Below are 26,446 nucleotides of genomic sequence, written 5' to 3' on the forward strand. Positions count from 1 at the left end.
ATCTAGGTGTCAGCAAATCGTAAAATTTCATCCTTCGCATCTAAAAGCGCAAGCAAGAAKCGCTGCTCTTCCTGCGCAAGAAAGAAGTGCCGTTTGACAATACCCAAGCCGAACGCGATTTACGGATGGTGAAAGTCAAACAAAAAATCTCTGGAACGTTTCGTCAGGAAGACGATGCCGAGGCTTTCTGTGTCATCCGCAGCGTCGTTTCCACCCTGCAAAAACACGGAAAGCCGGTGTGGGAATCGTTGCAAAGACTTCTAAGCGGAGAGCCTCTTCAAACGATTCTCCATTCCTCCTAGGGCATTTTCGATACTGGGAATGCCCTATTGGTGCTGGATTCTGAAAATCTCGCTAGTACTGGGCTGAATAGATACAATATAGCACCTCGTCCTAAAGGCTTATACCAATAGATAGATATTTTCGTTTCGGCCGACCTGGATTTATGGCCGCAAGCGTGGAAACGGTGTCTCATACCCAAGTCCTATGACCGACAGATGAATGTCGTAAGCTGTCGAACAAATAGGAACGGTGGAGGGAGGCAGCGCGAAGAATGGCCGTCTTATAATGAAAGCAAAGCGTCGAAGAATCGATGACGGTGATGGATGATGTCGAATCAACTTGAATATATCTTGTATATCTTGGGCCTTTTTTTGACGGTCGGCGGTGTCTATGTATACGGCCATTGGATGGCAAAACGGCATTGGGGAGGCATCCCATGGCTGGCGGCGCCGAGACTGACTGTTGTGTTTGCCACCGTTTCCCTGCTTTTTTTGGGGGCAGGGATGATCTATATCAATTATGCTGAAAAACAAGAACATCGTGAATATGAGGAAGCCGCAAAGCAAATCGCCGGCATGATCGCCGGCGATTTGGTCGCCATGGGGCACGAACGGCTCGATGAAAGGGCGGAACATCTGCCTGCGTATCACGTGGTGATGGCGGTGCTGGAGCGTTGGCAACATTACGGCCGCGTGTTGAGCGTGTATACGTTAAAAAAGAATGAGCGCGGTGAGCTATATTTCGTTGCAGCGCCAGCGACTGACTACAATCGGAACGGCCGCATCGACGGCCAAAAGGAACAAGCTGTTCCGCCTGGGACGGTTTACCGCCGCCATTTTCCAGAGATCGAAGAGGCGTTCCGCGGCCGGTTTGCGATGGAACAGCACCCGACAACAGACGAATGGGGAAGAAGCATCAGCGCGTTTATGCCGATCCGTCAACCGGACGGGACGGTGGATGCGGTTGTTGGCATCGATTTTGATGCCAAAACGTATGAGCAACATTTGCAGCGAGGGCGGCAACAGGCGATGTGGACGATGATGGCCATGTTTTTGGCGTCAGCGGTTGCCTATTTGCTCGCTTTGCATCAACAAATGGAACGGAAGGCGTTGGCTGTCTATAAAAAAACGCTCGCATCCAACGAGCATCGGCTGCGGCGGCTGGCGGAAATGACGATGGAAGGGCTGATCGTCTATGCGCACGGGAAAGTCGTTGAGGTCAATGAAGCGGCGTGCCGCCTGCTCGGCTATTCGGAAAGCGAGCTGATTCATTTGCCGATCGGGGATTTAGTCGTTGACGGGTCAATGAAACTGAATCGTCCGCATGAGGAACCGGAGCGCTTTGAAATCGAGCTGCGCCGAAAAGACGGCACCGCATTTCCGGCGGAAATCGTCCGGCGCCGCTACGATTATGAAGGGGAAAAAGTGACGGTGGCCGCTGTCCGCGATTTGACAGAACAAAAACAAAACGAAGAGCGGATTCGTTATATCGCCAACCATGACGAACTGACCGGGCTGCCGAACAAGGAGGCGATGTATAAAGCGGTGGAGCGTTGCCTTGCTGAGGCGAAACAGCATCGTCATGAAATGGCAGTCATATTTTTAGAAGTGAGTGGGATTAAAACGATCAACGATTTTTATGGCTACGCTGTCGGGGACGAAGTGCTCCTCCATTTGGCGCAAGAATGGAAAGAAAAGCAAGGAATGGCCATCGGGCGCTGGAGCGGGAATGAGTTCATCGCAGTAGTGTCAAACAGCACACATCAAAAGGCTGAAGAAATGGCGAAACAGCTCATTGAGGTGGCCGACGAACCGATTGTCGTCAATGGGATGGAATTGTATGTGACCGTGAACATCGGCATCAGCGTCTACCCAAAAGATGGGGAGGATGCAAAAACGTTGATTCGCAAGGCGGATATTGCTCGCTACGAGGTGCGAAAAAAAGCGGCGAGCGATTTTCTCTTTTTCACTGAGCCGATGGCGATTCGTCTCCATGAAAAGATGGCGATGGAACGCGACTTGCGGCGTGCGCTTGAAAATGAGGAATTTGAATTATACTATCAGCCGCAAATTCGGCTTCACGACCAGCAAGTGATCGGCATGGAGGCGTTGATTCGCTGGCGCCATCCGGAAAAAGGGATGGTTTCGCCGTCATTGTTTATCCCTGTTGCCGAACAGACCGGCATGATCATCCCGATCAACGAATGGGTCATCCGCACGGCTTGTGAACAGACGAAGCAACTGCTTGATCGTTTTCCTGACTTGTCCGTTTCCATCAACTTATCGCCATATGAATTTGAAAGCCGCCGATTTGTGGATAAACTCGCCCGCCTGCTCGCCGACGCCGGGCTGCCGCCGCACCATTTAGATCTGGAAATTACGGAGCGGATGACCATGGATACAGAACGTGCGCTTGATATTCTCTCGAAACTGAAGGGGCTTGGTGTGACGATCAGCATGGATGATTTCGGCACCGGCTACAGTTCGCTCAGCTACTTGACGGATTTGCCGATCGATCGGCTGAAGATCGACCGTTCGTTCGTTCAGCATATTCAAGGAAAAAAAGATGTCATCTTGCCGGCGATCATCCGCCTCGGGCATAATATAGGTGTAAAGGTGCTGGCTGAAGGGGTCGAAACGGAGACCGAAGCGGCTTATTTGCAAGGAAAACGGTGCGACGAGGCGCAAGGCTATTATTTTTCCCCGCCGCTTCCGTATGACGAGCTCGTCCGGTTTTTAAACGAGCAGCGCGTGAGGCGGCAGGCACAGGAGCTGACGTAACATGGACGGATTTTGGCGCATCGCCGAGGAGAAAATTCGCGAGGCGATGAAAAACGGCGAGTTCGACAACTTGCCCGGCTTCGGCAAACCGCTTGAGATTGAAGACCTTTCCCGCATTCCGGAGGAGCTGCGACTCGGGTATTTGCTGCTGAAAAACGCCGGCTATGTGAGGGAAGAAGCGGAGCTGCGCAAAGAGCTTTTGACGCTCGAGGACTTGCTTCGTTGCTGCGAGGATGATGAGGAAAAACGGGAGCTGGAGAAAAAGCGGACGGAAAAGCAGCTTCGGTTTGCGGAACTGATGAAGAAACGGGGGCAGACAAACTCGAAGGCATTGCGCGACTACGGGCGGCGCATTGAAGAGAAATTTCGCTAGACGATTCCTTAATATCCTGAGGAAACACGATTTTTTTGCGGGTTTCCTCATTTTTTATGCAAAGATGTCCAAAAAACGGGGAAAATAAGGAAGGAGTAAATGATCGGAAAGGAGGCAGCGCAAAGGAGGGAAAATAAAGAATGATTGATCCCAGCTGTCTAGTCGTTGATGGATCGTGAATGAAATGAAAAAAGGAGTGCACATGATGAGAAAATTATGGGTTGCCTTTTTTGCTTCGCTCGTTCTGGCGATGCCGTCATGGGTGTCTGCTCGAAGCCATGCAGGCGGGGGGGGGGGCGATGTGCATTTGCCGGTCGGCCATATGTGGAAGCATGAGGGACTTGACGAGCAAAAGTGGATGGAGATGGTCCAAAAATATACGCCTGAGCAGGAAGAAGAATGGAAAAAAGTGCTGGATGAGCGGAACGCGTTGCGTCAGCAGTTGAACGATGAAAATGTGAAACAGGCCATCAAAGAAAAGTGCAAAAAGATGAAAAAAGAGCGCGAAGCAGCGCTTGACCGGCTCATCGATCAGCTAGTCGATAAAAAAATCACAAAAGAACAGTTTAAGAAAGAATGGAAACAGTTACATAAAAAGAAACAGTGGATGACGAAAGAAGAAAAACAGCAGCTTCATCTGCTTCATGAACAAACGAGACAGGCTATGGAGAACAATGATCAGGAGGCCATGAAAAAACTGCTCCCGCAATGGCTCGATCATATGAAAAAGAAAAATGAACGGTTGGCGAAATGGCTTCAGGAAGTGAAACAAGGATGATATAATGAAGAAAAAGGCCGTGTTCGATGCACGGCTTCTTTTTTTCTTCATCTTGCTTTTCAGCGAATGTTGCGGCGGACAATGGCTTCGTCAACAGTTCACAGCTCGAGTGCAAGCGATCAAGGAAAAGAGCCGTGTTCGTTGGTCGAGAGGATCGGGCCCAAAACCGGCCAAAGGAGCGTCTGTATTGCGGGAGGAGAAAGCGATGGGATATCCAGTGATTCTTCAGCTTCGCGGCCGCCGGGCGGTCGTTGTCGGCGGCGGGAAGGTGGCGGCAAGGAAAATTCATGGATTGTTAGAGGCAGGGGCGGAAATCGTGATGATTGCGCCTGAAGCGGAGCCGGAGCTTCAAGCGTTGGCCGCGGGGGGGATGATCGTTTGGAAGAAAAAGCGGTTTGACCGAGACGATTTGGCGGGGGCCTTTTTGGTGATTGCCGCGACGAACGATCGCAAGGTGAATGAAGCGGTGACGCAAGCAGCAGCACCCGGTCAACTCGTAAATGTCGTGGATGATCCGGAGCGGTGTGATTTTCACGTTCCCGCTGTTGTCCGCCGCGGTCCGCTCACAATTGCCGTGTCGACCGGGGGGGCAAGTCCGGCGGTTGCTCGCCGCATTCGCCGCGAGCTTGAGGAGAAGTATGGCGAAGAGTACAGGCCGTATCTTGAGTTTTTGCAACGGGCCCGCGGCATCGTATTGCGCGAAGTGGAGGACGCCGAGGGACGGAAGCGGCTGTTTCAGGCGCTCGCTGCTGATTCCTTCCGGCAGCGCGGCCGATGGGATGAAGAGTTGGCTCAGCTATTGGCGAACGAAAAAAAACGAAACGGGGAAAGAGGGGAAGAGCAATGAACATTCCGATGTATATTGTCGATGCGTTCACCGACCGGCCGTTTGCCGGCAACCCGGCAGCCGTCTGCTTGTTGCCGCAGCCGGTTGGGGATGAGTGGATGCAGCGTGTTGCCGCAGAAATGAATTTGTCTGAGACGGCCTTTTTAGTTCCACATGAGGGCGGCTATCGTCTGCGCTGGTTTACCCCTAAAGCAGAGGTTGATTTGTGCGGCCATGCAACTTTGGCGAGTGCCCATGTGCTGTGGGAGCGCGGGGAACACCGCCGAGATGAAGCGATTGCCTTTTTCACGAACAGCGGAGTATTGACGGCTATAAACAACGATGGTTGGATTCGGCTCGATTTTCCGAACGAAACGCCAGTGCGGGTTGAGTCGCCTCCTGCTGCGCTTGTTGGTGCCTTGCCAGCTGAACCGCTGTTTATCGGGCGCAACCGGTTCGATTATTTGGTGGAAATCGGCTCAGAACAGGAGGTACGCAGACTGACCCCGGATTTCCGCCTGCTTCAAGAAGTAGATGCGCGCGGCATCATTGTGACAAGCCGTTCAACGGCAGAAGAAATGGATTTTGTATCGCGGGCCTTTTTTCCAGCTCTCGGTGTGCCGGAAGACCCGGTTACCGGCTCCGCTCACTGTTGCCTCGGGCCGTATTGGGCGGACAAGCTTGGGAAAACGACGTTAGTCGGCTACCAAGCTTCAGCCCGAGGCGGCATTGTGCGGGTGATGGTGGCAGGCGAGAGGGTTCAGCTCGAAGGAAAAGCCGTCACCGTGCTGAAAGGGGATCTGGCCGCCGAGGCCGCTTTCGGATTGCAACCCATCTGAAACATTCCAGCGGAAACAATGCCTGTTCCGGATTCGGTTGGGCGGGCTGGTGTTTTCTTCACTGCCTATGCCAACGAAAAAGGCGCCCAAGCCTCACGTGAAAGGCGGGCTTCCTTTTTTCGGCGGCGGGCCGGCCGTGCCGGTTCAGCCAGCTTGGAGGTGCGGCCGGCGCCTGTATACGTTTAGTCATCCCACCGATACGTCCAAAACCGTTCCGTTTTGAGCCAAGCAAGCGCATCGCCGCGTTTGGATGCCGCCTGCATCAGTCCTTCGGTTTGCGAACGGTGGGCGCGAATGGCGGCCAGCTTCGTATCGATCACCGAGCTGACATCGCGCACGACATCCGGCTGGCCAAGGTCTTGTTCGCAGTTTTTCGCAAACGCAACGCAATGGACGGTTGGCCGTTCTTCTTTCGGCCAGCGCTTTAAGGCGCGGATGACAGCGGCTCCACACGCATCATGGTCGGGGTGGACGCTGTAGCCGGGGTAAAACGTAATGACAAGCGATGGATTCGTTTCCGCCACGATGGCGGCGATCCGGTCAGCCAGCTCTTCTTCATCCTCAAACTCGACCGTCTTGTCGCGATAGCCGAGCAGGCGCAAATCATGAATGCCGAGAATGCGGCATGCTTCCTCCAGTTCTTGCTTGCGGATGTGTGGAAGCGTTTCGCGGTTGGCAAACGGAGGCACGCCCATATTGCGCCCCATTTCTCCGAGCGTCAAGCAAGCGTACGTCACCGGCGTGCCGTTTTGCGCATGCTCGGCAATCGTTCCCGACACGCCGAACGCTTCATCGTCTGGGTGGGGAAAAACAACGAGCACATGTCGTTCGTTCAACGGAACTCCCTCCTTACACAAACGGTTCGTCGCTTAGTTCGAGGGCGACGGCCAATTTCCCTTGATCATCATGGCCTGCCAACAGTAATTGTCCTTTTTCTGTCCATTCCCAATGGGTCAGCCCTTCTGCGTACACCCAGCCAAGATCAAGCTTCAGTCCGACGCGGTATGGCCCGGGGCCGGTGATCTTGCCGCGGGTGAAGCGGATGCAGGCGTTGCGGATGTAGGCGCCGACGGAATAAAAGCCTTCGTTATGATGGGAGGCGTATGCTCCGTTCGTCGTTTCCAAATGAATATACACGTCACGATTGGCAAAACGATTCAGCGCCTCTTGCACGGCGGCCGTGTCGATCGGTTGCAAGCGGCTCCCTCCTTGCTGTTTGTTTTTCTATTATTGTACATGACCGAGGCGTGTGAGCGGAAATATTTCGACTTCTATTGTATAATCAAAATAGAGACACATCTTGGACTCATCCGCACCTACAAAGCGTTGAATGCTGATTCAACGAAAGAAAGGTGATGATCGATGGGGTTTCAAGGCAATGGTGTCACGATGCTTAATTTTGACGGCGTGTACCGGCCGCAAAAGCGGCTGTTTCAGTTTCCGCACGAATGGGTCGATCTCACTGATGTACCGGAGACGAATTTGTATTGCAGCGAAGTGGCGCTTGCTGAAATTGAGCGGCGGCTTGAGCGGCGGCGGAAGCGCGGGGCGGTGCTGATCGGCAGCGGAAACTACCATTATGTCACATATTTATTGCTTAAAGAGATCAACGAACCGTTTACGCTCGTTCTTTTTGACCGCCATACGGATGCTGAAGAAGGAGATGATGTCATTTCGTGCGGCTCATGGGTCTCCTATGCACTTAAGCATCCGCGGCTGCAAAAAGTCGTTATCGTTGGCCCAACTGCTTCTTCGCATCAACTCCGTTTATCTCCGAACATGACTGTTCTTCCATTTGATGATCATGATGAATGGCCAAAAGCGCTCATCGAGACCATCCCGACCGGAAGCATCTATATCAGCATCGATAAAGACGCTCTTCGCCGCGAAGACGCGGTCACGAACTGGGATCAAGGAGTGATTCCGCTATCCCGGCTGCTCGCCTGCCTCCGATTGCTCTTATTCCATAAAAAAGTGCTCGGCGTAGACATATGCGGCGAGTACCCGCCATCCGCTGTCGACGTGTTCGACCCGCTTTGTCGCGAAGCGCGGCGAAAAAATGAACAGGCGAACATGGCCATTTTGGAAACATGTTTCCATTATGCAGCGCCGCATTTGCGGCCGGCGTAATCGAGCGGCGAGAAGAGCGGGAAAGGCAGCACCGTTTTTGGTTTGGCGGTCAGAAAAGCAAGGGAGACGCTGTCCCTTCGGATTTTGGCGAGCGGGCCGGCGCTTCTGTCGGCTCGATGGCTGAAAAAGCCGGGAAGGCCGCTGCTTGAGGGGATGAGCCTAGTTGTCAAAAGCCGCTCCCGTACATAATGCGAAATTGTTTTTCATCGGGGCGGACATCGTGCGGCTCGATGTGCATGCGGGCGACTTTGGCAAACATCGTTCCGGCTTCAATGGTGTTCAAAAAGAGTTGAAGGGCGCTTTCATTCCCCTGAACTTCCATTTCCACTGTTCCGTCATCATTGTTTTTCACCCAACCGGTCAGCTGGCGCTTCAATGCTTCGTGTTGGACGAAGTATCGAAACCCGACGCCTTGCACGCGCCCTTCCACGATGACATGAACTCTTTTCACGCCGATGAGTCCTCCTTTATCACGGTTGTTCTGCTTCTATCATATAATAGATGAGGTCGAAAGTACATGAAAAAAGGAGCTTGATGGTTCAAGCTCCTTTTTTTACGGATGATAGCGATGATACTTGTTGTTGAATGTGCAGCACAAGCCGCGGGTGATAGCCTAGGTAAGAGCATAAACGCCACTGCTTGTCGGAAACAGAGAACCCTTGCAACTTCCGTTCGATCGTTTTCATTAAGACGCCGGTAAACAATAAGTACGGGACGACAAACACACGCCGATACGCCGATGCATGGGCTCGTTCGAGCCCTTCATCAAGCGTCGGGCGGATGGCAGCGAGAAAACAAACGTCCACGTGCGGCACGTTTGTTTTTTCTTTTAAAAGTGCGGCGATGGCGGACATGTCGCGTTTCGTGTCGGGATCGCTGCTGCCGCGGCCGACAAGAAGGATCATCGATTCGCCGTCAAGCGGTGCGGACTGTTCGCTGATGCGGTCGATAATGATGTCGATCATTGTTTCATGGACGCCGAACGGAGCGCCGCAGAGGATATCAACGGACGGATGGCGCCGTCTCGCGATGTCCAATGCCGCTGGAATATCGTGTTTGGCATGCCCTGCGGAAAGAAGGAGAAGCGGAACGACGATGACGCGTGTCGCCCCTTGGGCGACACAACGGTCAACGCCGGTGACAATGTCCGGTTCCGCGAGCTCGACAAAGCATAGCTCTTGAATCGGAATATCGATGGTCCTCCGGCACTGTTCGACGAAACGCGCCGCTTCATGGCGCGCAGCGGCAATGCGGCTGCCGTGGCTGACGTACAAAACAGCTTCCATCGCCATCGCCTCACGATGTTGCGCCAGCGGCTGCGGATGACGCGAGCAACTGCTCAAACCATTGAATGTTGGCCCGCAGCCGGACGACGTCTCCGATAATGATCATGCTCGGATTTTGGATGTTTTCTTTGGCGACGACGGCCGCGATCGTCGCGAGCGTGCCGGTGACGGTGCGCTGAGCAGTTGTCGTTCCCCATTCGATGACCGCCGCCGGCGTCTCCGGCGCTTTTCCATATTTCATCAGCTGGCCGCAAATGTATGGCAAGTGATGAACCCCCATGTAAATGGAGATCGTATCGATGCCTTTGGCGAGGCTTTCCCATTTGATCTCGTCACGACTTCCGTCGCGCCGATGCCCGGTGACAAAGGCGACGCTTGAGCTGAACGCGCGATGGGTGACAGGGATGCCGGCATAAGCCGCCGCCGCGATGGCGGAGGTGATGCCGGGAACGATCTCAAATTCGATCCCATGTTTGGCCAGCGCCTCGGCCTCTTCGCCGCCGCGCCCGAACACGAACGGATCGCCGCCCTTTAAGCGGACGACCGTTTTTCCTTTTTTGGCATGCCAGACGAGCGCATGGTTGATCGTTTCCTGCTGCATGGCATGGAAGCCGGGCAGCTTGCCGCAAAAGATGAGTTCGGCGTCCGGCTTGGCATATGAAAGCAACTCTTCATTGATGAGACGGTCGTACAAAATGACATCCGCCTGCTGGATGCATTTTAATCCTTTGACGGTAATGAGTTCCGGGTCGCCGGGGCCGGCGCCGACAAGATACACTTTGCCCATCGTTGTTTCAGCCCCTTCGTGCATGATTCAGCCAGCCGCCGGAAAGCGGCATGGATGCTCGGCTGCTTTTATTGTAAATGGTCTGCCTTGGGATGAAAACGACCTTGTCAAATGACCTCCCGTTCTTTTTTGGCAGGGGATGAGGGAATTAGTCTGTTTTCGCGGCCGGGATCATTCCTCGCTTGCGCAGGTAGGCGAGCACTTGCTCGGCACATTCGTCAACCGAATAACGGTGTGTTTCGATCGTCAGCTCCGGTGCTTCCGGCGCTTCGTACGGCGAGTCGATGCCCGTAAATTCACGGATTTCCCCGCGGCGGGCTTTTTGATACAGCCCTTTCGGGTCGCGTTTTTCGCATTCTTCAAGCGGGCAGTTGACGTAAATTTCGATGAACTCGTCTTCTTCGACTAAGCGGCGGACGAGCGCCCGGTCTTCGGCAAACGGCGAGATGAACGCCGTCAGCACAAACTGGCCGCTGTCGACAAACAGCTTCGCCACTTCGCCGATGCGGCGGATGTTTTCCGTCCGGTCGGCGGCGGAAAAGCCGAGATCTTTATTGAGCCCGTGCCGGATGTTGTCGCCGTCTAAGACGTAATTCTGAATGCCGAGCTCAAACAGTCGTCTGGAGACGGCGTTGGCCACCGTCGATTTGCCGGAGCCGGACAGCCCGGTGAACCAAAGGATGGCGCTATGATGGCCGTTGCGCTTGCGCCGGTCTTCTTTTGTGACCGATGTGTGATGCCAAACGATGTTCGTGCTCATCGCGATCCTCCTTTAGCGCGCTGACGGGGCGACCGTTTCGCGTTCTTGCAGCCCTTTGATCAAGACGGCGGCCACTTCCGGACGGCTGAACGTGCTCGGCGGCACTTGGCCGTTGCGCAGCATTTCACGAACTTTCGTGCCGGAAAGGACGACATGGTATTTCGCGTCATGCGGACACGTTTTTGTCGATGCCATCCCTTCGCATTTCGTGCAGTAAAAGCTATGTTCGAAAAAGAGCGGCGTAATGCCAAGCTCTTCAGCCGTAAAGTTCAAGAAGATTTTTTGCGCATCATACGTACCGTAATAATTGCCGACACCAGCGTGGTCGCGGCCGACGATGAAGTGCGTGCAGCCGAAATTTTTGCGCACCATCGCGTGGAAAATGGCTTCACGCGGACCGGCATAGCGCATCGCAGCTTGGAAGACGCCGAGGAAAACGCGGTCTTTCGGGTAATAGTTTTCCAGCAGCACTTGATAGCTTTCCATCCGGATGTCAGCCGGAATATCGTCCGCTTTCGTTTCGCCAACGAGTGGGTTTAAAAACAGGCCATCAACGATCTCGAGCGCGCATTTTTGAATGTATTCATGGGCGCGGTGAACCGGATTGCGCGTTTGGAAGCCGACAACGGTGTTCCAGCCAAACTCAGCAAACTTTTTCCGCGTTTCCGCTGGATCAAAATAAAACGCGGCGAATTGGCCTTTGTCGGTCCGTTTGACAAGCGTAATCTCCCCGCCGACATACACATCCGGCTTTTCAAACAGTTTGCGCACGCCTGGGTGAGCAAGTTCATCCGTTTTATAAACGAGCTTCGCTTCTTTCGTTTTGTCCGGGAGGTAAATGTCAGCAATCTCAATGACGCCGTAGACGTCGCCGCCATAAACAAGTTTCGCTTTGTCGCCTACCGAAAGCTCTTTCGCTTTCTCTTCCGTCACTGCAAGCGTGATCGGAATGCTCCAGACGGTGCCGTCAGAAAGACGCATTGTTTCAACAACCGCGTCGTAATCCGTTTTCGTTAAAAAACCAGTGAGGGGGCTGTAGGCGCCCGTTCCGATTAGCTCCAAGTCGCTCAGTTCGGCTTTGGAGAGCTCGATCGTTTTGGTCGCCTCATCAAGCGGATAGTCCGGATTCCAACGATTGATTAATGTACCGCCATGCGGGGTGCTTAAGCTCATGTTCATAACCTCCTAGATTGATAGATGTTAATTAAATGCCGCCGCCATGTTCGTGAAGCGAACGTTCTTCTTCGGCGACCGTTTTTTTAAGCTGATGACGCCAAGCGTCGCCAAGCAGACGCTCAAGATGGCGATGACCGTATAGACGTCGCTGTCAAACAGCAGCTTGACGAATCGGAATGGCGTCCGATTCATCAGCGACGCCCATCGAGGCCGCCGCGCCGCTCGCCTCGATGTTCATGGCGAAGAAAAAGGATGCGATCAAAGCAATGGCAAGGAGCATATCGTTTTTCTCTCCTTAAGCGAGATGAAGACCGCATTCCGTCTTCCCTTGGCCGGCCCAGCGCCCGGAGCGCAAGTCGTTCGGATCTGTAGCCGGCGTCGTGCACGGGGCGCAGCCGATGCTCGGGTAGCCGTGGTCATGAAGTACATTGTACGGAAGGTTGTGTTGATACACGTAATTCCATACATCCTTCCACGTCCAGTGAATGAGCGGACAAACTTTAATAGAACGGAATTTGTCGTCTTTGTTGATGTACTCGACATGCCGCCGCGTCGGCGATTGTTCGCGGCGCAAGCCGGAAATCCACGCCGTCACCCCGGTCAGCACCTCGCGCAGCGGAATGACTTTGCGCAGCTCACAGCATTTGTTCGGGTCGCGTTTCCAAAGCTCGTCGCCAAATTGCGCCTTTTGTTCTTCTAACGTTAGGCGCGGCTGTTTCATCACGATGCGAAGCGCCGGATATTTCTCTTTCACTTTTGCGATCGTATCATACGTCTCCCGGAAATGCAGACCAGTGTCCAAAAATACGATTTCCGCATCCGGCTTGACTTGGGAGATGAGATCAATAAGCACGATCCCCTCAACACCGAAGCTGCACGCGTATACGATCTCATCGCCGTATTCGCGATACGCCCAAGCGAGGACGTCAAGAGCCCCTTTTGTTTCATTATCGAACGGAAAAGACGGTTTTTCCGCCGTTTCCCACTGATCATACGTGAGCATCGGTTTCTCCTCCTCATAAAATCAAAGAAAATCCACATAATTAGTCGGATATATAGCGGCCAAACGGCAATTCGGCGGCAAAAATCCTTCCTTGCATTAACCAGAAAGAGCGGGAGAAAGGGCGCCCCTTATTTTACTAAAGATCTTCTTTAGCTGGAATTGGCACTTTGCTATAGGTGGCAGGTTGTCGGAGTTCATTGAGCCAATTCCTCCCTCACTCCCGAGCAACGTATGCAACGCATGTCATTTAATTGATTAAAATTTTAGCACAATTGACGATAATGTCAATCATAGTTTTTCGATAGGAATTGTTTTTATGCGAAACAGCTGCATTGCCTGCCTAGCAGCAGATGGGAACGTTATTTTTTGCGCAGGCTTCCGAGCTCTTCGACAATCGCCTGCATTTCGCTTGGGCTGAACGTCTCGCGTTTCATCACCATCTCGTAAATGTCTCTCAATTCATCGTACCATTCCTCGGAAAAATGGGACGGCTTGATGGCATCCAAGTTCAGCACTTTCAACTTTTGCTTCAGCTGTTCGATCATGTAGGCGACGTTTTCCGCCGACCGTTTTGATAAATCCATTGGTTTGCTCCTTTCATGGCAAGTTACTATGTATTGTACCATAGGTGCAGGAAGAATGGGGAGAGATTGCATGGCTTGCTTTTCTGATGAAAAACGGATGATGTGGTAAAATGTAGGTGCACATGCATAGTGCCAGTGTAGAAGGTTGGTGAAACACCGCGTTTTCTTCAAAATGGTTGTCGTGAACGCGCGGAAGAGTTGTTGATCCATTCGCGAAAGCTCCCCCCTGGAGTGTTTTTTCGTTACATCACCGACCTTCCTTCTAGGGCCAAAAAGGGGCTAGATGAAAAGGAAAGAAGGAAAACTAACGGTGGAAAGCACCGTGGACATAGCGAGAGGGGTGGCTGTTTGGATGATTAAAGTGCTGTTTGTTTGTCTTGGAAACATTTGCCGATCGCCGATGGCGGAAGCGGTCTTCCGCCATTTGGTGAAAGAGCGGGGGCTTGACGGGCTGATTGTCGTTGATTCGGCGGGAACAGGCAGCTGGCATGTCGGTGAGCCGCCGCATGTGGGGACAAGAAGGGTTTTGACTGAAAACAAGATCGACTACTCCGGCATCCGCGCCCGGCAAGTGAACCACCGTGACTTGGAAGAATTTGATTACATCATCGCCATGGACGCAGCCAACTTGAACGATTTGCGCCGATTGGCTGGCTCCCGTTCGAAAGCGGTGCTCGCCCGGTTGCTTGACTTTGTTCCCGACCGGGAAAAAGACGATGTGCCTGATCCGTATTATACCGGGAATTTTGCCGAAGTGTATCGCCTCGTCCGCTCGGGGTGCGAGTATTTGCTTGAGAGGATCATCCGCGACCATCGGCTTGGTGCGGAGGAAACAAAATGACTTTGAGGGCGGTGCACCTGTCTTGGGAAAAACGGGGAAGGAGGGCGGCCGATGGTCGTAAATTTGGCGTTCATCCGTGAGTTGGCCCGCCGTTTTACGGAAGATGAAATCCCGCGCTTGTCGGCGGAATTGGCGTATTACTTTCTTCTGTCGCTCTTTCCGTTTTTGCTGTTTTTAATGACGCTATTAGCGTATTTGCCGATTCCGCACGAAGATGTTCTCGAAGTTGTGCGACAATATGCGCCGAAAGAGGCGCTTCACCTGATTGAGGCGAACGTTCGCCGCCTCATGGACGAGCAAAACGGGGAGTTGCTGTCGTTAAGCATCATCGGCGCCATCTGGTCGGCCTCCAACGGCATGAGCGCCATTATGCGGGCGTTCAACCGTGCCTATGATGTGGAGGAAGACCGCCCATTTTGGGTGGCCCGCAGCTTGTCGGTCGTGTTGACGCTCGGCATGATCGTCGTTATTGTTGTCGCCCTCGTGCTTCCGGTCTTCGGGCGGATGATCGGACTGTTTTTGTTCTCTGCTCTCGGGTTGTCGCAACAGTTTTTGGATGTTTGGAATGCGTTCCGCTGGGTGACGAGCTCGCTGTTACTGTTTGCCGTCTTTACTGCCCTTTATTATTTCGCGCCGAACAAACAGCTTCGCTGCGTCAACGTCGTGCGCGGCGCGCTGTTTGCCACTGCCGGCTGGATTGCGACGTCGCTGGCGTTCGCGTATTATGTCAACAACTTTGCCAACTACACGGCGATGTATGGCAGCCTTGGCGGGATGATCGTGTTGATGGTTTGGTTTTATTTGTCCGGCATGATTCTTGTCTTAGGGGGGGAACTCAACGCCATGTTTGACTGTGAGCGCGAAGGGAAAAGATGGCAGCGTTAGCATGCATAAACGGTGCCGAGACGGGATATCGTAACAATGCAGGGGATCTTGGCATAGGGGGGATCAAGGTGACGAAACATACGAAAAAAGACGGGGGCACGAAGCAAAAAGGAAAAAACAGACCAAAGCATAAGACGAGTGGCAGCGCCAACGGCCAAAACGGCTATCATTGAAAGAAACTGTCTCAAAAGGTGGTTCTTCGTTCAACATAGCACAACATATCGTGTTCCGGCAGTTGTTTTAATGCGTATATACGGCAATCAAAAAAGGTGTCCCTCCCCTTTGGGGACACCTTCTTTCATGCAAACGCAGGCACATCGAGCCGCCGCCGCTTTATTCAACGATTTCTTCGTGATGGTGGTAATAGCGCTCATAAATGTATTCAATTTCTGCATCGGTCATATAGGCGAGTTCCTCGCGCGACAATCCCCGCACTTTTTCGATAAACTCAATCATATTTTTCCGTTCCGTTCTGCTCATGATCGCCACTCCTTTATACTGTTTTAAAACAGAAACTTGATATCTTGATCTTATTATATAACAGAAAGAACAAAATGGTCAACGATTTTTTTGAAAAAAATAAAAAATAAAAAACAAGAAAACGGTCAAGCTGCTGTTTCCTGTTCCCGGCGGCTGACGAGGCAAATGGCCGGAACGAGGAGGACAGCGCTGACCGCAAGGAAAAAGGCGCGAGCAGAGAGATCAACCACGCTGCCGGAAAGCGGCGGGCCTGTCATGCTGCCGAGACTGTATAGCATCCCGCACAACAGATTGCCGGCGGGAAGCAGCTCTTTCGGCAACAGGTCGGTCATATAGGCGATGCCGAGCGAGAAGAGCGAGCCGGTAAACATGCCAGCGGTGAACAAACAGGCAGCCAACCCAACCGTGGACGCACCGACAGTGAGGGCAATCAAAAAACAACCGGCGCCGGCCAAGAGTGCACCGGTGATGATCTCGCGCCGCCCGAACCGATCGCTGAGCGCTCCGAGCGGAAGCTGAAAGATGATGCCGCCGAATGAGAAACAAGGCAAAATGAAGGCGATTTGTTCTGCGCTCATCCCCTCGCGCAAGGCGTACAACGGAAAGATGGAATGAACGGCCGCTTCCAAAAAACCGTAGGTAAACGGCAACAAAAGCGCTGGCCACGCCTGTTTCCAAGCGCCAATAAACCGACCGGCCGTCGACGAAGAACGTTCAAGCGGCTTTGGTTTTTCGTTCGGCAGCCAAAAGACGCCGATCCAACCGGCGAAACTAAGGAGAGCGGCTAAATAAAACGGAAGCGCCTTCTCGACCGAAGCGAGTGAAGCCAACAGCGGGCCGATGGTGAAGCCGAGGCCGAACGCCCATCCATACAGCGACAATCGCCGTCCGCGCTCAGCCGGCGGCGAAAAGTCAGTAATCCACGTTTGTGTCGCAAAATGAAGCATATGATCGCCGATGCCGATGGCAAAGCGAAGAACAAGCCAAAAGAAAAGTGAAGGAAAAAGTGGAAAAAGAATAAGCGAACATATTACAATGAAACCACCAAGGAGAATGAGGAGCCGATAGCCATAGCGTCTCAGCGGCCGTTCCAAAAATGGCGAAATGGCCAAGACGCCGATATACAGGGCGGCGGCGTGCGCCCCGTTAACGGACGAAGAGACGCCGTTTTCATCAAGAAGCATCGCCAAAAGCGGCAGCAACATCCCTTGCGACAGACCAGAGACGGCGACAATCCCGGTTAAGATGGCAAAACGCATCGTGCATCCCCATTTCAGTTGAAATCGCCGGCCGATCAAACAAGCGAGGCCGGATGTTTCCCAGGGCGAATGAATGCCCTTATCCATCGTACATAGAAACGGCGGTCAATGCAACGAAAACAATCAAGAGGAAAGGTGGAAGAGAAATGAACAAGGTGTTTGCTTGGATGACATGGATCGGCGTGCCGGTGTCGGTCATCGGCGGGTTTCTTCATTGGCCGACTGTCTTGATGTTTGTGCTGTACTGTTTGACGATCATTGCGCTCGCCAGCTATATGGGGCGAGCGACGGAAAGCTTGGCGATCGTCGCCGGACCGCGCATTGGCGGGCTGTTGAACGCGACGTTTGGCAACGCGGTCGAGCTGATCATTTCCATTTTTGCCTTGCAGGCTGGACTCGTTGACGTCGTGCTCGCTTCCTTAACCGGTTCGGTGCTCGGGAACTTGCTTTTGGTGGCTGGGCTATCGTTTTTTGTCGGCGGACTAAAATATAAGCGGCAAGAATTCAACATTTATGATGCTCGTCATAATGCCGGGCTGCTGACTTTTGCCATCTTCATCGCCTTTGTCATTCCGGAAGTGTTTACCATGCATATGAATCACAGCGAACAAGTTGCGTTGAGCGTTGGCATTTCGATCATCATGATCTTGCTTTACGCCGCCGCCCTTTATTTCCGGCTTGTCACCCATCGCGGCGTATATCAGCATAAATCAGAAGAAGTGGAAGAAGATGAAGAGCCCGAATGGGGCAAAGGGAAAGCGACCGCCATTTTGGCGCTGGCGACGGTTGCGGTCGCCTATTTATCGGAACGGCTCGTTCACACGTTTGAAACGGTCGCCGAGTCATTCGGCTGGAGCGAGCTGTTTATCGGGATCATCATCGTGGCCATCGTCGGCAATGCGGCGGAGCACGCTTCCGCGGTTATTATGGCGTACAAAAACAAAATGAATGTCGCGGTGGAAATTGCCGTCGGCTCGACATTGCAAATCGCCATGTTCGTTGCGCCGGTGCTTGTGCTCGTTTCGCTTTTGTTTCCGGAAAAAATGCCGCTTGTCTTTTCACTTCCTGAGCTGGTGGCGATGGCTGCTTCCGTGCTTTTGATGATCGTGCTGTCAAATGATGGTGATACGAACTGGTTTGAAGGGGCGACGTTGCTCGCTGCCTATACGATCATGGGCATCGGTTTTTACTTGCTGTAAGTGACTGCATCCGGGCGTTCGCCGTCCGGGTGTTTTTTTTTGCGGGCGCGGGAAATGGAGCGCCAAACGGGGAAAATTTTCGCCGCCGCGGATAAACGGCGCATTTTGAAAGAAACTAACAGTGAATAACGTGGGAAGAAAGGAGTGAAGACGATGAAAAAGTGGGCTGTTTCGCTGTTCGTGAGCGTGCTTCTTCTTTATGCGGCGGCGTTTTCGGCGCTGGCGGCTGCCGGCAAACCGGCGCCCGGTGCGGTGATTGATATATCGAAAGAAAATACGTATCCGAACCCGACGCAAGATTTGCCGCATTTGGAACCGAGCTCGTTTACAAAACAGCTGTTAAGATCGGCGAATGTGAAAATTGAGAATCCCGAATTGATCCATCTCTTTAATGAATCTTCGGCGACCGACACGCCATGGGCCGTTGGCTTCAGGGCGACGATTTATTTAGGCCAATGGCCGCTCAATTATCAGTCGATCGAAACGTCGACGAACTGGGAATATCAAAAGGTCAACACGAATTTCCTTGATAACCGCGGCGGCGATACGGCGCAAAAGTTGTACTATAAACAAGAAATGCAAAAATACGTCCGCGGCGGGTTGACGGTGAAAGTGCCGAATGAAGACGCGGTTAAGCGGATGATGTTAAACAAAGCGATGGAAAAGACGAACTTGCCGCTCTCTTTCAGCACGGTCGTCGGCCTTGGCACGAAAAAAGACCAACCGTACAACGTACCGGCGAAAAAAATAGGTTATTTGTACGCGTACGCTCCGGCGGTGAATGAAAAAGGGAAAGTAACATACGGGGAAGTGTACGTCGTGCTCAAAGGAAACAAAAAGAAAATTGTCGTCAAAAACGTGACGACAAGAGGGGTTGGGGCGTGGATTCCGGTGCAGGATCGCCTGTACATGTCGTATGTGGTGAGTGAACAGCCAAGATAAAACGTCAAGGAAAAGCTCCTTGACGTTTTTTATCGGCCAATGCGCGCGGACCGCTTCGTAAAATCGACGCCGCGGTAATACGTCTGCTTCACAAGGACGTTCGGTCCGAGGCAGCGTGCCGACGGGCAGTGGCAAAGAAGCTCCCTAGCAAGCTTTGAGCGCCGCCATTTGTCATACACGTCTGGCAGCGAATCGTGAATGATGTTGCCAAGCGGCGGTTCATCACCGAAATCGGTGACGATGACATCGCCGGTGAAAATATTGACATTGAGCCGTGAACGTCCGTCCGGATCGTTGCGCACGGTGACGTTTTTGCTTTCATACAGCCGCTTCAATAGGCGCACATCTTCTTCGTTGTCGCTGCACGGGTAAAACGGCAGCGTGCCAAACAGCATCCAGACGTTTTCGTCGCGAATGTCAAGCAAATGGTGAATCGCTTCGCGCAATTCGTCCAAGCTCAATGTCTCTAAAGCGCTGGCAAAATCGCTCGGATACATCGGATGGATTTCATGGCGCCGGCAGCCCATTTCCTCGACAACTTGGCGGTGGATCGCTTCCAAGTGGCGGACGGTCCGTTTGTTTAACATCGTTTCCGCGGATACCATCACGCCGGCATTTGCCAGCGCTTTTGCATTGTCAAGCATGCGCTGGAAGTATTTCTCGCGTTGGGTGCGCGTCGGCTTCCGCTCCATCATGGCAAAACCACCTTCGACAAAGTCGTCGACCGTCCCCCAGTTGTGCGAGATATGGAGCACATCCAAATACGGAATGACTGGTTCATAGCGAGACAAATCCAACGTCAAGTTCGAATTAAGCTGCGTCCGCACCCCGCGCTCGTGCGCGTAGCGGAGAAGGGGAACGACGTATTGTTCGACGGATTTTAATGACAGCATCGGCTCGCCGCCGGTGATGCTTAATGACCGCAAATGCGGAATTTCCTCGAGCCGGCGGAGCAACATGTCAAGCGGCAGCGCCTCGGGATCTTTCATTGTCAACGTATAGCCAACAGCACAATGCTCGCAGCGCATATTGCAAAGCGTCGTTGTGGTAAACTCAATATTCGTTAGTTGTAGTTTTCCATATTCTTCAATATCGACGTACGCTTCCCAAGGGTCATACGCCGGCGTAATGGCTGGCATGGTGGATGAACGCATCGCTTTCTCCTCTCTCCATGACAAAGTCCTATGGTTCATTATTAGCCGCCTTAGCAACGCTTGTCAATCGTTTTAGCTGCTTTGCATCTACCCTATTCGTATGATGAGAATAAAACCATGATGAGGTCAAAAAGAAAGATTTTTTACACAACGCTGGAAAACGGAGTATAATAGAAAAAGATGGGACAACCGCATCTGGACGATAAACAGGGGAAGGGGCGTTTGCACAAATGGAAAAATTCCAGCAAAGCATGTATGACTTGATTGTGGAAACATCTACGAAGCTGCCAAAGGATGTCCGTCGAGCGATCGCTCGGGCGAAAGTGCGCGAAAACGCTGGCACGCGGGCGGCCATGGCGCTCAATACGATCGTCGAGAACATTCAGATGGCGGATGAAAACGTGTCTCCAATTTGCCAAGACACCGGCTTGCCGACGTTTAAAATCAAAGTGCCGGTCGGCGTCAACCAAATCGAAATGAAAAAAGCGATTCGGGCCGCCATTGCCGAAGCGACGAAAAACGGCAAACTGCGCCCGAACTCGGTCGATTCGCTCACCGGCAAAAACAGCGGCGACAACTTGGGAGAAGGTGTGCCGGTCATCAAATTTGAACAATGGGAAAACGATTACATTGACGTTCGCCTCATTTTAAAAGGCGGCGGCTGTGAAAACAAAAACATTCAGTACAGCCTGCCGTGCGAACTCGAAGGGCTCGGCCGCGCCGGCCGCGATTTGGACGGCATCCGCAAATGCATTTTGCACGCGGTGTACCAAGCGCAAGGGCAAGGGTGCAGCGCCGGCTTTATCGGCGTCGGCATCGGCGGCGACCGCTCGTCTGGCTATGAGCTGGCGAAAGAGCAGCTGTTCCGTCCGGTCGATGATGTCAATCCGATTGAAGAATTGCGCCAACTCGAAGAATACATTATGGAAAACGCCAACAAGCTTGGCATCGGCACGATGGGGTTTGGCGGCGAATCGACGCTGCTTGGCTGTAAAATCGGCGTTATGCACCGCATCCCGGCGAGCTTCTTCGTTTCGGTCGCCTACAACTGCTGGGCGTTCCGGCGCATGGGCGTGAAAATCGATCCGGCGACTGGTGAGATCATCGAATGGCTGTACCAAGACGGCGAAGACGTCGATTTTGCAAAAGAGTTGGAAAAAGCGGAAGCAGCCGCGGCGCTTGAACAAGGCGACACACGCGTCATCGACCTTGTTCCGCCGCTGTCGGAAGAACAAGTGCGCCAGCTTCGCGTCGGCGACGTCGTCCGCATCAGCGGCGTCATTTACACCGGCCGCGATGCCATTCATAAATATTTGATGGACCATGACGCGCCGGTCGACTTGAACGGGCAAATCATTTATCATTGCGGTCCGGTCATGTTAAAAGATGAAGAAGGCCGCTGGCACGCCAAAGCAGCCGGCCCGACGACAAGCATCCGTGAAGAGCCGTACCAAGGCGACATCATGAAAAAATTCGGCGTCCGTGCTGTCATCGGCAAAGGCGGCATGGGCGCGAAGACGCTGCAAGCGTTAAAAGAACACGGCGGCGTGTACCTAAACGCCATCGGCGGCGCAGCGCAATATTACGCCGATTGCATCAAATCCGTGGAAGGCGTTGATTTGCTGGAGTTTGGCATCCCCGAAGCGATGTGGCATTTGCGCGTCGAAAACTTCACTGCTGTTGTCACGATGGATTCGCACGGCAACAGCTTGCATGAAGATGTGGAAAAATCGTCGCTTGAAAAGCTGGCCCAGTTCAAAGAGCCGGTGTTCAAGTAAGAGGGAGAGCTGAATTTCAAGCACATGGCTATTGGTATTCACAAGCTGATCCCGTTTTCTTCTCTGTCCCCAAAGCGCTCGCTTTTGGGGCTTTTTTTTGCAAAAAATGGCGCGCGTAAAGCGGTCAGGGGTGAAAACAATAAGAAAGAGGAAAAGATGGCGGCTAAGGAGGAACTAGGCATGAGATGGCTCATTTCTCTCGTTTTAGCGCTCGCGCTTTTTCCCGCCCCTGCTTTTGCCATAAGCAATGCGCCGATCCATTGGGGATTTAAGCGAAGCGAAAATCACGAACCCCCATCGGCGGGAAAAAAGCTCGATGAGCTGCTCGCCAAATATGACGCCTTTTATTTAGGCGACACGAGTAAAAAAACGATCTATTTAACATTTGACAACGGGTATGAAAACGGCTATACGGCGCAAATTTTGGACGTGTTAAAGGAAAAACATGTGCCAGCCGCCTTTTTTGTCACTGGTCATTATTTGCAAACGGCCCCCGATTTAGTCAAGCGGATGGCAGCGGAAGGGCACATCATCGGCAACCATTCATGGCACCATCCCGATTTGACGGTGGTGAGCGATGAACGGCTGCGGGAAGAGCTGGAAAAGGTAAGGGAAAAGACAAAAGAGCTGACTGGACAAAAAGGAATGATGTACCTTCGCCCGCCGCGCGGCATTTTCAGCGAACGGACGTTATCTCTCGCCCGCGACCTTGGCTATTATCACGTCTTTTGGTCGCTTGCGTTCGTCGACTGGCAAACCGACCGCCAGCGCGGCTGGCAATATGCTTACGACCAAATCATGAAACAAATCCATCCGGGGGCGATTTTGCTGTTGCATTCCGTGTCCAAAGACAATGCCGAAGCGCTGCCGAAAGTGATCGACGATTTACGCAAACAAGGGTACACGTTCGCCAGCCTTGATGACCTTATGGCTAAAAAGACCGGCCTTCATCCGTGGCTGTTTCGCCCATAAGCCGCTTTCATCACTTGAGCACAAAAGCGGTACGAAACGTTGTGTGTTGGACCATTCGAAAACCCGCCTCGTTCTGTCAACCGAACCATATGCCGCTGCCTCGTCCTGCCAACAAGTTGGTTCGACGGGGCGTTTTTCGTTATAATAGGGGCACGGACAAATGAGAAAGGTGAGAACGATGTGGAAACGAACGATCACCGTGCCGGCGCCGTATGATTTCGCCCACGCGCTTGAACGGCTTGCGCTGGATCCGCTCCTGTCAGTTGATTTGAAGCAGCGGCGCATCACCGTGCCGCTTCATCTCGATGGTTTAAAGGTGCCGGTCGTGATTGAAAGCATCGGCACAAAAGATGATCCTCGCTTTGTCGTCTCCGCACCGCATCCGGAGCGGCAGGAAGACATCATCGAGCGCGTCTCTCATTTATTTCAATGGCGGACGCCGCTCGCTCCGGTGTATGATCATTTTCGCGCGACCGAGCTGGCGCCGCTGTTTGCCGAGTATGAGGGGCTGCCGCTTGTGCTCGATTTTGACTTGTATTTTTGCCTAATGAAATGTTTGATCCACCAGCAGCTGCATTTAAAAGTCGGCTATCGGCTGACGGAACGGTTTGTGAAAACGTTCGGTGAGGAGCGGGACGGCGTTTGGTTTTACCCGCGCCCGGAAGAGGTGGCCGCCCGTTCGTACGATGACTTGCGCGCCTTGCAGCTGAGCGGGCGGAAAGCCGAATATATCGTCGATGTGTCGCGCCTCATTGCCGAGGGGGAGCTGCGGCTTGACGAACTCGGGCAGATGGAAGATGGCGAGGTGATGGAGAGGCTGACCGCCGTGCGCGGCATTGGTCCGTGGACGGTGCAAAATTTCCTCCTCTTCGGCCTCGGCCGCCCAAACGTCTTCCCGCCGGCGGATATCGGCTTGCAGCGGGCGGTCGAAAAATGGTTCGGGCTGCAAAAGCGGCCGACTGTCAAAGAGATGGCGGCGCTTGGCGAACGATGGAAGCCGTACGCCAGCTATGCGGCGCTTTATTTATGGCGAAGCATTGAATGAGAGGGACCGATATGGCAAAGCAACAAACAAACATCAAAATCAAAAAAGGCGAGCAATTTCCCCTGACCATTCAGAGGATCGGCATTAACGGCGAAGGGGTCGGCTATTTTCAAAAACAAGTCGTCTTCGTCCCCGGCGCGTTGCCGGGCGAGGAAGTTGTCGTCGAAGCGACGGACATCCACCCAACCTACGCCGAGGCGAAAATCAAACGGATCCGCAAGCGCTCGCCAAACCGCATCAAGCCGCCATGCCCGCTCTATGACCAGTGCGGCGGCTGCCAGTTGCAGCACTTGGCGTACGAGGCGCAGCTCGAGGCGAAGCGCGACATTGTCATCCAGGCGCTCCGCCGCCATGCTCGGCGCCTCGATGTCGACAAGCTTGACATCCGCCCGACGATCGGCATGGACAACCCGTGGCATTACCGAAACAAAAGCCAGTTTCAAGTTGGAATGAAGGAAGGGAAGGTGCTCGCCGGGCTGTACGGCATCAACTCCCACCGGCTCATCGATCTATCGGAATGCCGCATCCAGCATCCGCAAACGACGCGCGTCACGAACATCGTGAAAACGATTTTGCAAGACTTGCGCATCCCGATTTACAACGAGCGGACAAGAACGGGCGTCGTGCGGACGATCGTCGTCCGCGCCGGCTTCCATACGGGCGACATTCAGCTTGTGCTTGTGACGGCGACAAAAGACATTCCGCGCAAAGAGCTGTTGATCGAGGAAATCCGCCGCCGTCTTCCAGAAGTGAAATCGATCGTGCAAAACATCAATGGCGAAAAAACATCGCTCATTTTCGGCGACGAGACAGAAGTGCTCGCCGGCGACGAATACATTCAAGAAACGCTCGGCGATTTGTCGTTTGAACTGTCGGCGCGCGCCTTTTTCCAGCTCAACCCGTTGCAGACGGTGAAATTGTACGACGAAGTGAAAAAAGCGGCCGCCCTCACCGGAACGGAGCGGATCGTTGACGCTTACTGCGGCGTCGGCACGATCGGTTTGTGGCTTGCTCGCGATGCCAAAGAAGTGCGCGGCATGGACACGATTCCGGAAGCGATCGAAGACGCACAAAACAACGCCAAAAAGCATGGTTTCACCAACACGCACTATGTCGTCGGCAAAGCCGAATATTGGCTGCCAAAATGGGTGAAAGAAGGCTGGAAGCCGGACGTCATCATCGTCGACCCGCCCCGCGTCGGCTGCGACCGGGCGCTGCTTGAAACGATTCTCCGCGTCCGCCCGAAAACGGTCGTCTACGTCTCATGCAACCCGTCCAGCCTCGCCCGCGATCTCGATGCCTTGGCCGCACAATACCGCGTCGATTACATCCAACCGGTGGACATGTTTCCGCACACGGCGCATGTGGAAGCGGTGGCGAAGTTGTGGCTGAGTGTGTAAACCCAAAATAAACTCGTTCCACTCAGAAAATACTCGTTCATGAAGAAAAATAAAGTTGAACTTTGGATGATTTTTACTGGAAAAAAACATCGGCCATCCCCCGCTCCTTATGGGAAAAGAAGTGGGAGAGAAAAAGCAGTGAAATCATTGAAATATCAAGGAAAATCGAATAGGAATGGGGAACAAATAAAAGGGAAGAAGCGGGAGAAATCATCCGTTCTTCCTTTTTTCAGGAATCGAAATAAAGTTGGGGTTGTTGAGAGAGGACGATCGTACTCATCAAGTGAAACGTTTGCCTAGCCCATTACTAAATAAGAATCCCTTCTAACAGGGGCTCGCCGTTAGAAGGGATTTTTTATTGAAAAAATAGAACGCTGGTCGCTTCTGATTTAGCACAAGGGAAGCTGGGTCATGATATCTTGGTCAAAAATACGCCTCCAGTCGTAGACAAAATATATCTACAGAACATGAAGGAAAGCAGGTTGTCTGCGGTACGATGGAAGACGAAAGGAGGCAAAAAGGATGGGAAAAAAAATCGGGATGCTGCTCGCCGGAGCCATTGCTGCGCTTGTTTTGCTGTTTCATCTTGGACCGCTTGTCGGGCTAGCGATCACGCTGGCGGTATTGTACTATGCGTTCAAGAAATACTTGAAAGCCCCATCGACGTTCGGGAAAATCGTGTGGGCATTGATTGGCTGTGCAGCGTTAGTTGTCAGCGCTTCGAATGTGCCGGCGCTCATCGCGCTTGTCGCGGCGTATGTGTTGTATGTCGTGTATAAAAAATGGAATGGGGTGAAAGACGAGCGCGCCGTTCCAGAAGCAGACGACCCGTTTGTCAACTTTGAAAAACAGTGGGCTGAGCTGCAAAAGCATTATTCATGAAATCA

At 52.9% G+C, this 26,446-nt stretch carries 29 protein-coding genes, 1 pseudogene and 1 riboswitch; of the genes and pseudogenes, 16 read left to right on the top strand and 14 right to left on the bottom strand.

Annotation, left to right across the window (positions count from 1 at the left end; all coding sequences use genetic code 11):
* Positions 1–44 precede the first annotated feature (44 nt).
* From B1A75_RS08360 to B1A75_RS08385, 6 genes and pseudogenes are all read left to right on the top strand, one after another.
* Positions 45–302, top strand: a pseudogene (locus B1A75_RS08360) (IS66 family transposase); the annotation flags it as partial.
* Between the two features lie 303 nt (positions 303–605).
* The gene (locus tag B1A75_RS08365) at positions 606–3,062 is read left to right on the top strand and encodes a putative bifunctional diguanylate cyclase/phosphodiesterase (protein WP_033024684.1); all 2,457 of its coding nucleotides are present in this window, start codon (positions 606–608) and stop codon (positions 3,060–3,062) included.
* 1 nt (position 3,063) lies between these two features.
* Positions 3,064–3,435 carry a DnaJ family domain-containing protein gene (locus B1A75_RS08370; RefSeq protein WP_013144260.1) on the top strand — a complete coding sequence of 124 codons (372 nt, stop codon included), beginning with the start codon at positions 3,064–3,066 and terminating at the stop codon, positions 3,433–3,435.
* A gap of 205 nt (positions 3,436–3,640) precedes the next feature.
* On the top strand, positions 3,641–4,213 hold the full coding sequence (locus B1A75_RS08375; protein ID WP_079936046.1) for a PX domain-containing protein: 573 nt from the start codon (positions 3,641–3,643) through the stop codon (positions 4,211–4,213).
* 205 nt (positions 4,214–4,418) lie between these two features.
* Positions 4,419–5,060 (top strand): precorrin-2 dehydrogenase/sirohydrochlorin ferrochelatase family protein, encoded by a 642-nt coding sequence (locus B1A75_RS08380; protein WP_079936057.1) that lies wholly within the window; start codon positions 4,419–4,421, stop codon positions 5,058–5,060.
* A complete protein-coding gene (locus tag B1A75_RS08385; RefSeq protein WP_033024686.1) occupies positions 5,057–5,878 on the top strand; it encodes a PhzF family phenazine biosynthesis protein in 822 nt (273 codons plus the stop codon). The genes B1A75_RS08380 and B1A75_RS08385 overlap by 4 nt, the downstream gene beginning before the upstream one ends.
* A gap of 182 nt (positions 5,879–6,060) precedes the next feature.
* Here the strand turns inward: B1A75_RS08385 and bshB2 are convergent, their stop codons facing one another.
* Complete coding sequence (gene bshB2, locus B1A75_RS08390) at positions 6,061–6,714, bottom strand: bacillithiol biosynthesis deacetylase BshB2 (RefSeq protein ID WP_023633711.1); 654 nt, start codon at positions 6,712–6,714, stop codon at positions 6,061–6,063.
* Between the two features lie 13 nt (positions 6,715–6,727).
* The gene (locus B1A75_RS08395; protein ID WP_033024687.1) at positions 6,728–7,075 is read right to left on the bottom strand and encodes a YojF family protein; all 348 of its coding nucleotides are present in this window, start codon (positions 7,073–7,075) and stop codon (positions 6,728–6,730) included.
* 165 nt (positions 7,076–7,240) lie between these two features.
* On the opposite strand from B1A75_RS08395, the gene B1A75_RS08400 reads away from it, so the two are divergent.
* Positions 7,241–8,008: an arginase family protein gene (locus B1A75_RS08400; RefSeq protein ID WP_033024688.1), complete on the top strand. Its 768-nt coding sequence runs from the start codon at positions 7,241–7,243 to the stop codon at positions 8,006–8,008.
* Between the two features lie 166 nt (positions 8,009–8,174).
* Here the strand turns inward: B1A75_RS08400 and B1A75_RS08405 are convergent, their stop codons facing one another.
* From B1A75_RS08405 to B1A75_RS08440, 9 genes are all read right to left on the bottom strand, one after another.
* On the bottom strand, positions 8,175–8,459 hold the full coding sequence (locus B1A75_RS08405; RefSeq protein WP_033024692.1) for an acylphosphatase: 285 nt from the start codon (positions 8,457–8,459) through the stop codon (positions 8,175–8,177).
* A gap of 88 nt (positions 8,460–8,547) precedes the next feature.
* Entirely contained in the window at positions 8,548–9,294 is a 747-nt protein-coding gene (locus B1A75_RS08410; protein WP_033024693.1) for a sirohydrochlorin chelatase, read from the bottom strand.
* Between the two features lie 10 nt (positions 9,295–9,304).
* A complete protein-coding gene (gene cobA, locus B1A75_RS08415) occupies positions 9,305–10,081 on the bottom strand; it encodes a uroporphyrinogen-III C-methyltransferase (RefSeq protein ID WP_033024694.1) in 777 nt (258 codons plus the stop codon).
* A 148-nt stretch (positions 10,082–10,229) separates the two neighbouring features.
* Positions 10,230–10,841, bottom strand: a complete 612-nt coding sequence (cysC, locus tag B1A75_RS08420; protein ID WP_033024696.1) for an adenylyl-sulfate kinase — start codon at positions 10,839–10,841, stop codon at positions 10,230–10,232.
* A 12-nt stretch (positions 10,842–10,853) separates the two neighbouring features.
* Positions 10,854–12,014: a sulfate adenylyltransferase gene (gene sat / locus B1A75_RS08425; protein WP_079936047.1), complete on the bottom strand. Its 1,161-nt coding sequence runs from the start codon at positions 12,012–12,014 to the stop codon at positions 10,854–10,856.
* A 27-nt stretch (positions 12,015–12,041) separates the two neighbouring features.
* A complete protein-coding gene (locus B1A75_RS19295; protein WP_239691195.1) occupies positions 12,042–12,209 on the bottom strand; it encodes a hypothetical protein in 168 nt (55 codons plus the stop codon).
* Positions 12,169–12,297, bottom strand: coding sequence for a phosphate transporter (locus tag B1A75_RS08430; protein ID WP_033024698.1), 129 nt, complete (start codon positions 12,295–12,297; stop codon positions 12,169–12,171). Before B1A75_RS08430 ends, B1A75_RS19295 begins: the two co-directional genes overlap by 41 nt.
* Positions 12,298–12,312: 15 nt before the next feature.
* Positions 12,313–13,020 carry a phosphoadenylyl-sulfate reductase gene (locus B1A75_RS08435; RefSeq protein ID WP_033024699.1) on the bottom strand — a complete coding sequence of 236 codons (708 nt, stop codon included), beginning with the start codon at positions 13,018–13,020 and terminating at the stop codon, positions 12,313–12,315.
* A gap of 125 nt (positions 13,021–13,145) precedes the next feature.
* A riboswitch (SAM riboswitch) is annotated at positions 13,146–13,250 on the bottom strand.
* 129 nt (positions 13,251–13,379) lie between these two features.
* Complete coding sequence (locus B1A75_RS08440; protein ID WP_011229922.1) at positions 13,380–13,604, bottom strand: DUF1128 domain-containing protein; 225 nt, start codon at positions 13,602–13,604, stop codon at positions 13,380–13,382.
* Positions 13,605–13,956: 352 nt separating this feature from the next.
* Here B1A75_RS08440 and B1A75_RS08445 point away from each other — a divergent pair, with 352 nt between their 5' ends.
* Positions 13,957–14,445 carry a low molecular weight protein-tyrosine-phosphatase gene (locus tag B1A75_RS08445; RefSeq protein WP_033024743.1) on the top strand — a complete coding sequence of 163 codons (489 nt, stop codon included), beginning with the start codon at positions 13,957–13,959 and terminating at the stop codon, positions 14,443–14,445.
* Between the two features lie 51 nt (positions 14,446–14,496).
* On the top strand, positions 14,497–15,330 hold the full coding sequence (locus B1A75_RS08450; RefSeq protein ID WP_033024700.1) for a YihY/virulence factor BrkB family protein: 834 nt from the start codon (positions 14,497–14,499) through the stop codon (positions 15,328–15,330).
* A 333-nt stretch (positions 15,331–15,663) separates the two neighbouring features.
* On the opposite strand, the gene B1A75_RS08455 is transcribed toward B1A75_RS08450, so the two are convergent.
* Both B1A75_RS08455 and B1A75_RS08460 read right to left on the bottom strand, forming a co-directional pair.
* Positions 15,664–15,810: a BH0509 family protein gene (locus tag B1A75_RS08455; RefSeq protein ID WP_011229925.1), complete on the bottom strand. Its 147-nt coding sequence runs from the start codon at positions 15,808–15,810 to the stop codon at positions 15,664–15,666.
* Between the two features lie 125 nt (positions 15,811–15,935).
* Positions 15,936–17,069: an MFS transporter gene (locus B1A75_RS08460; RefSeq protein ID WP_079936048.1), complete on the bottom strand. Its 1,134-nt coding sequence runs from the start codon at positions 17,067–17,069 to the stop codon at positions 15,936–15,938.
* 146 nt (positions 17,070–17,215) lie between these two features.
* Here B1A75_RS08460 and cax point away from each other — a divergent pair, with 146 nt between their 5' ends.
* A complete protein-coding gene (cax, locus tag B1A75_RS08465; protein ID WP_033024702.1) occupies positions 17,216–18,268 on the top strand; it encodes a calcium/proton exchanger in 1,053 nt (350 codons plus the stop codon).
* Positions 18,269–18,421: 153 nt separating this feature from the next.
* Positions 18,422–19,210 (top strand): YfkD famly protein, encoded by a 789-nt coding sequence (locus tag B1A75_RS08470; RefSeq protein ID WP_033024703.1) that lies wholly within the window; start codon positions 18,422–18,424, stop codon positions 19,208–19,210.
* Positions 19,211–19,239: 29 nt separating this feature from the next.
* Here the strand turns inward: B1A75_RS08470 and yfkAB are convergent, their stop codons facing one another.
* Positions 19,240–20,364 (bottom strand): radical SAM/CxCxxxxC motif protein YfkAB, encoded by a 1,125-nt coding sequence (gene yfkAB, locus B1A75_RS08475; protein WP_079936049.1) that lies wholly within the window; start codon positions 20,362–20,364, stop codon positions 19,240–19,242.
* 230 nt (positions 20,365–20,594) lie between these two features.
* On the opposite strand from yfkAB, the gene B1A75_RS08480 reads away from it, so the two are divergent.
* From B1A75_RS08480 to B1A75_RS08500, 5 genes are all read left to right on the top strand, one after another.
* Complete coding sequence (locus B1A75_RS08480) at positions 20,595–22,142, top strand: fumarate hydratase (protein WP_033024705.1); 1,548 nt, start codon at positions 20,595–20,597, stop codon at positions 22,140–22,142.
* A 180-nt stretch (positions 22,143–22,322) separates the two neighbouring features.
* Positions 22,323–23,114 carry a delta-lactam-biosynthetic de-N-acetylase gene (pdaA, locus tag B1A75_RS08485; protein WP_033024706.1) on the top strand — a complete coding sequence of 264 codons (792 nt, stop codon included), beginning with the start codon at positions 22,323–22,325 and terminating at the stop codon, positions 23,112–23,114.
* 178 nt (positions 23,115–23,292) lie between these two features.
* Positions 23,293–24,159 carry a DNA-3-methyladenine glycosylase family protein gene (locus B1A75_RS08490; RefSeq protein ID WP_033024707.1) on the top strand — a complete coding sequence of 289 codons (867 nt, stop codon included), beginning with the start codon at positions 23,293–23,295 and terminating at the stop codon, positions 24,157–24,159.
* Positions 24,156–25,559: a 23S rRNA (uracil(1939)-C(5))-methyltransferase RlmD gene (rlmD, locus tag B1A75_RS08495; protein WP_033024708.1), complete on the top strand. Its 1,404-nt coding sequence runs from the start codon at positions 24,156–24,158 to the stop codon at positions 25,557–25,559. The genes B1A75_RS08490 and rlmD overlap by 4 nt, the downstream gene beginning before the upstream one ends.
* A 522-nt stretch (positions 25,560–26,081) precedes the next feature.
* Positions 26,082–26,441 carry a lmo0954 family membrane protein gene (locus B1A75_RS08500; protein ID WP_033024709.1) on the top strand — a complete coding sequence of 120 codons (360 nt, stop codon included), beginning with the start codon at positions 26,082–26,084 and terminating at the stop codon, positions 26,439–26,441.
* Positions 26,442–26,446 lie beyond the last annotated feature (5 nt).

Source organism: Geobacillus sp. LEMMY01 (assembly GCF_002042905.1).
Taxonomy (GTDB): domain Bacteria; phylum Bacillota; class Bacilli; order Bacillales; family Anoxybacillaceae; genus Geobacillus; species Geobacillus proteiniphilus.

Bases quoted from the DNA above. Each gene is read 5' to 3' on its own strand.
- B1A75_RS08365 (WP_033024684.1), top strand. From the start codon at position 606: ATGATGTCGAATCAACTTGAATATATCTTGTATATCTTGGGCCTTTTT.
- B1A75_RS08370 (WP_013144260.1), top strand. From the start codon at position 3,064: ATGGACGGATTTTGGCGCATCGCCGAGGAGAAAATTCGCGAGGCGATG.
- B1A75_RS08375 (WP_079936046.1), top strand. From the start codon at position 3,641: ATGAGAAAATTATGGGTTGCCTTTTTTGCTTCGCTCGTTCTGGCGATG.
- B1A75_RS08380 (WP_079936057.1), top strand. From the start codon at position 4,419: ATGGGATATCCAGTGATTCTTCAGCTTCGCGGCCGCCGGGCGGTCGTT.
- B1A75_RS08385 (WP_033024686.1), top strand. From the start codon at position 5,057: ATGAACATTCCGATGTATATTGTCGATGCGTTCACCGACCGGCCGTTT.
- B1A75_RS08400 (WP_033024688.1), top strand. From the start codon at position 7,241: ATGGGGTTTCAAGGCAATGGTGTCACGATGCTTAATTTTGACGGCGTG.
- B1A75_RS08410 (WP_033024693.1), bottom strand. From the start codon at position 9,294: ATGGAAGCTGTTTTGTACGTCAGCCACGGCAGCCGCATTGCCGCTGCG.
- cobA (WP_033024694.1), bottom strand. From the start codon at position 10,081: ATGGGCAAAGTGTATCTTGTCGGCGCCGGCCCCGGCGACCCGGAACTC.
- cysC (WP_033024696.1), bottom strand. From the start codon at position 10,841: ATGAGCACGAACATCGTTTGGCATCACACATCGGTCACAAAAGAAGAC.
- sat (WP_079936047.1), bottom strand. From the start codon at position 12,014: ATGAGCTTAAGCACCCCGCATGGCGGTACATTAATCAATCGTTGGAAT.
- B1A75_RS19295 (WP_239691195.1), bottom strand. From the start codon at position 12,209: ATGAATCGGACGCCATTCCGATTCGTCAAGCTGCTGTTTGACAGCGAC.
- B1A75_RS08430 (WP_033024698.1), bottom strand. From the start codon at position 12,297: ATGCTCCTTGCCATTGCTTTGATCGCATCCTTTTTCTTCGCCATGAAC.
- B1A75_RS08435 (WP_033024699.1), bottom strand. From the start codon at position 13,020: ATGCTCACGTATGATCAGTGGGAAACGGCGGAAAAACCGTCTTTTCCG.
- B1A75_RS08440 (WP_011229922.1), bottom strand. From the start codon at position 13,604: ATGGATTTATCAAAACGGTCGGCGGAAAACGTCGCCTACATGATCGAA.
- B1A75_RS08445 (WP_033024743.1), top strand. From the start codon at position 13,957: ATGATTAAAGTGCTGTTTGTTTGTCTTGGAAACATTTGCCGATCGCCG.
- B1A75_RS08450 (WP_033024700.1), top strand. From the start codon at position 14,497: ATGGTCGTAAATTTGGCGTTCATCCGTGAGTTGGCCCGCCGTTTTACG.
- B1A75_RS08455 (WP_011229925.1), bottom strand. From the start codon at position 15,810: ATGAGCAGAACGGAACGGAAAAATATGATTGAGTTTATCGAAAAAGTG.
- B1A75_RS08460 (WP_079936048.1), bottom strand. From the start codon at position 17,069: ATGCGTTTTGCCATCTTAACCGGGATTGTCGCCGTCTCTGGTCTGTCG.
- cax (WP_033024702.1), top strand. From the start codon at position 17,216: ATGAACAAGGTGTTTGCTTGGATGACATGGATCGGCGTGCCGGTGTCG.
- B1A75_RS08470 (WP_033024703.1), top strand. From the start codon at position 18,422: ATGAAAAAGTGGGCTGTTTCGCTGTTCGTGAGCGTGCTTCTTCTTTAT.
- yfkAB (WP_079936049.1), bottom strand. From the start codon at position 20,364: ATGCGTTCATCCACCATGCCAGCCATTACGCCGGCGTATGACCCTTGG.
- B1A75_RS08480 (WP_033024705.1), top strand. From the start codon at position 20,595: ATGGAAAAATTCCAGCAAAGCATGTATGACTTGATTGTGGAAACATCT.
- pdaA (WP_033024706.1), top strand. From the start codon at position 22,323: ATGAGATGGCTCATTTCTCTCGTTTTAGCGCTCGCGCTTTTTCCCGCC.
- B1A75_RS08490 (WP_033024707.1), top strand. From the start codon at position 23,293: ATGTGGAAACGAACGATCACCGTGCCGGCGCCGTATGATTTCGCCCAC.
- rlmD (WP_033024708.1), top strand. From the start codon at position 24,156: ATGAGAGGGACCGATATGGCAAAGCAACAAACAAACATCAAAATCAAA.
- B1A75_RS08500 (WP_033024709.1), top strand. From the start codon at position 26,082: ATGGGAAAAAAAATCGGGATGCTGCTCGCCGGAGCCATTGCTGCGCTT.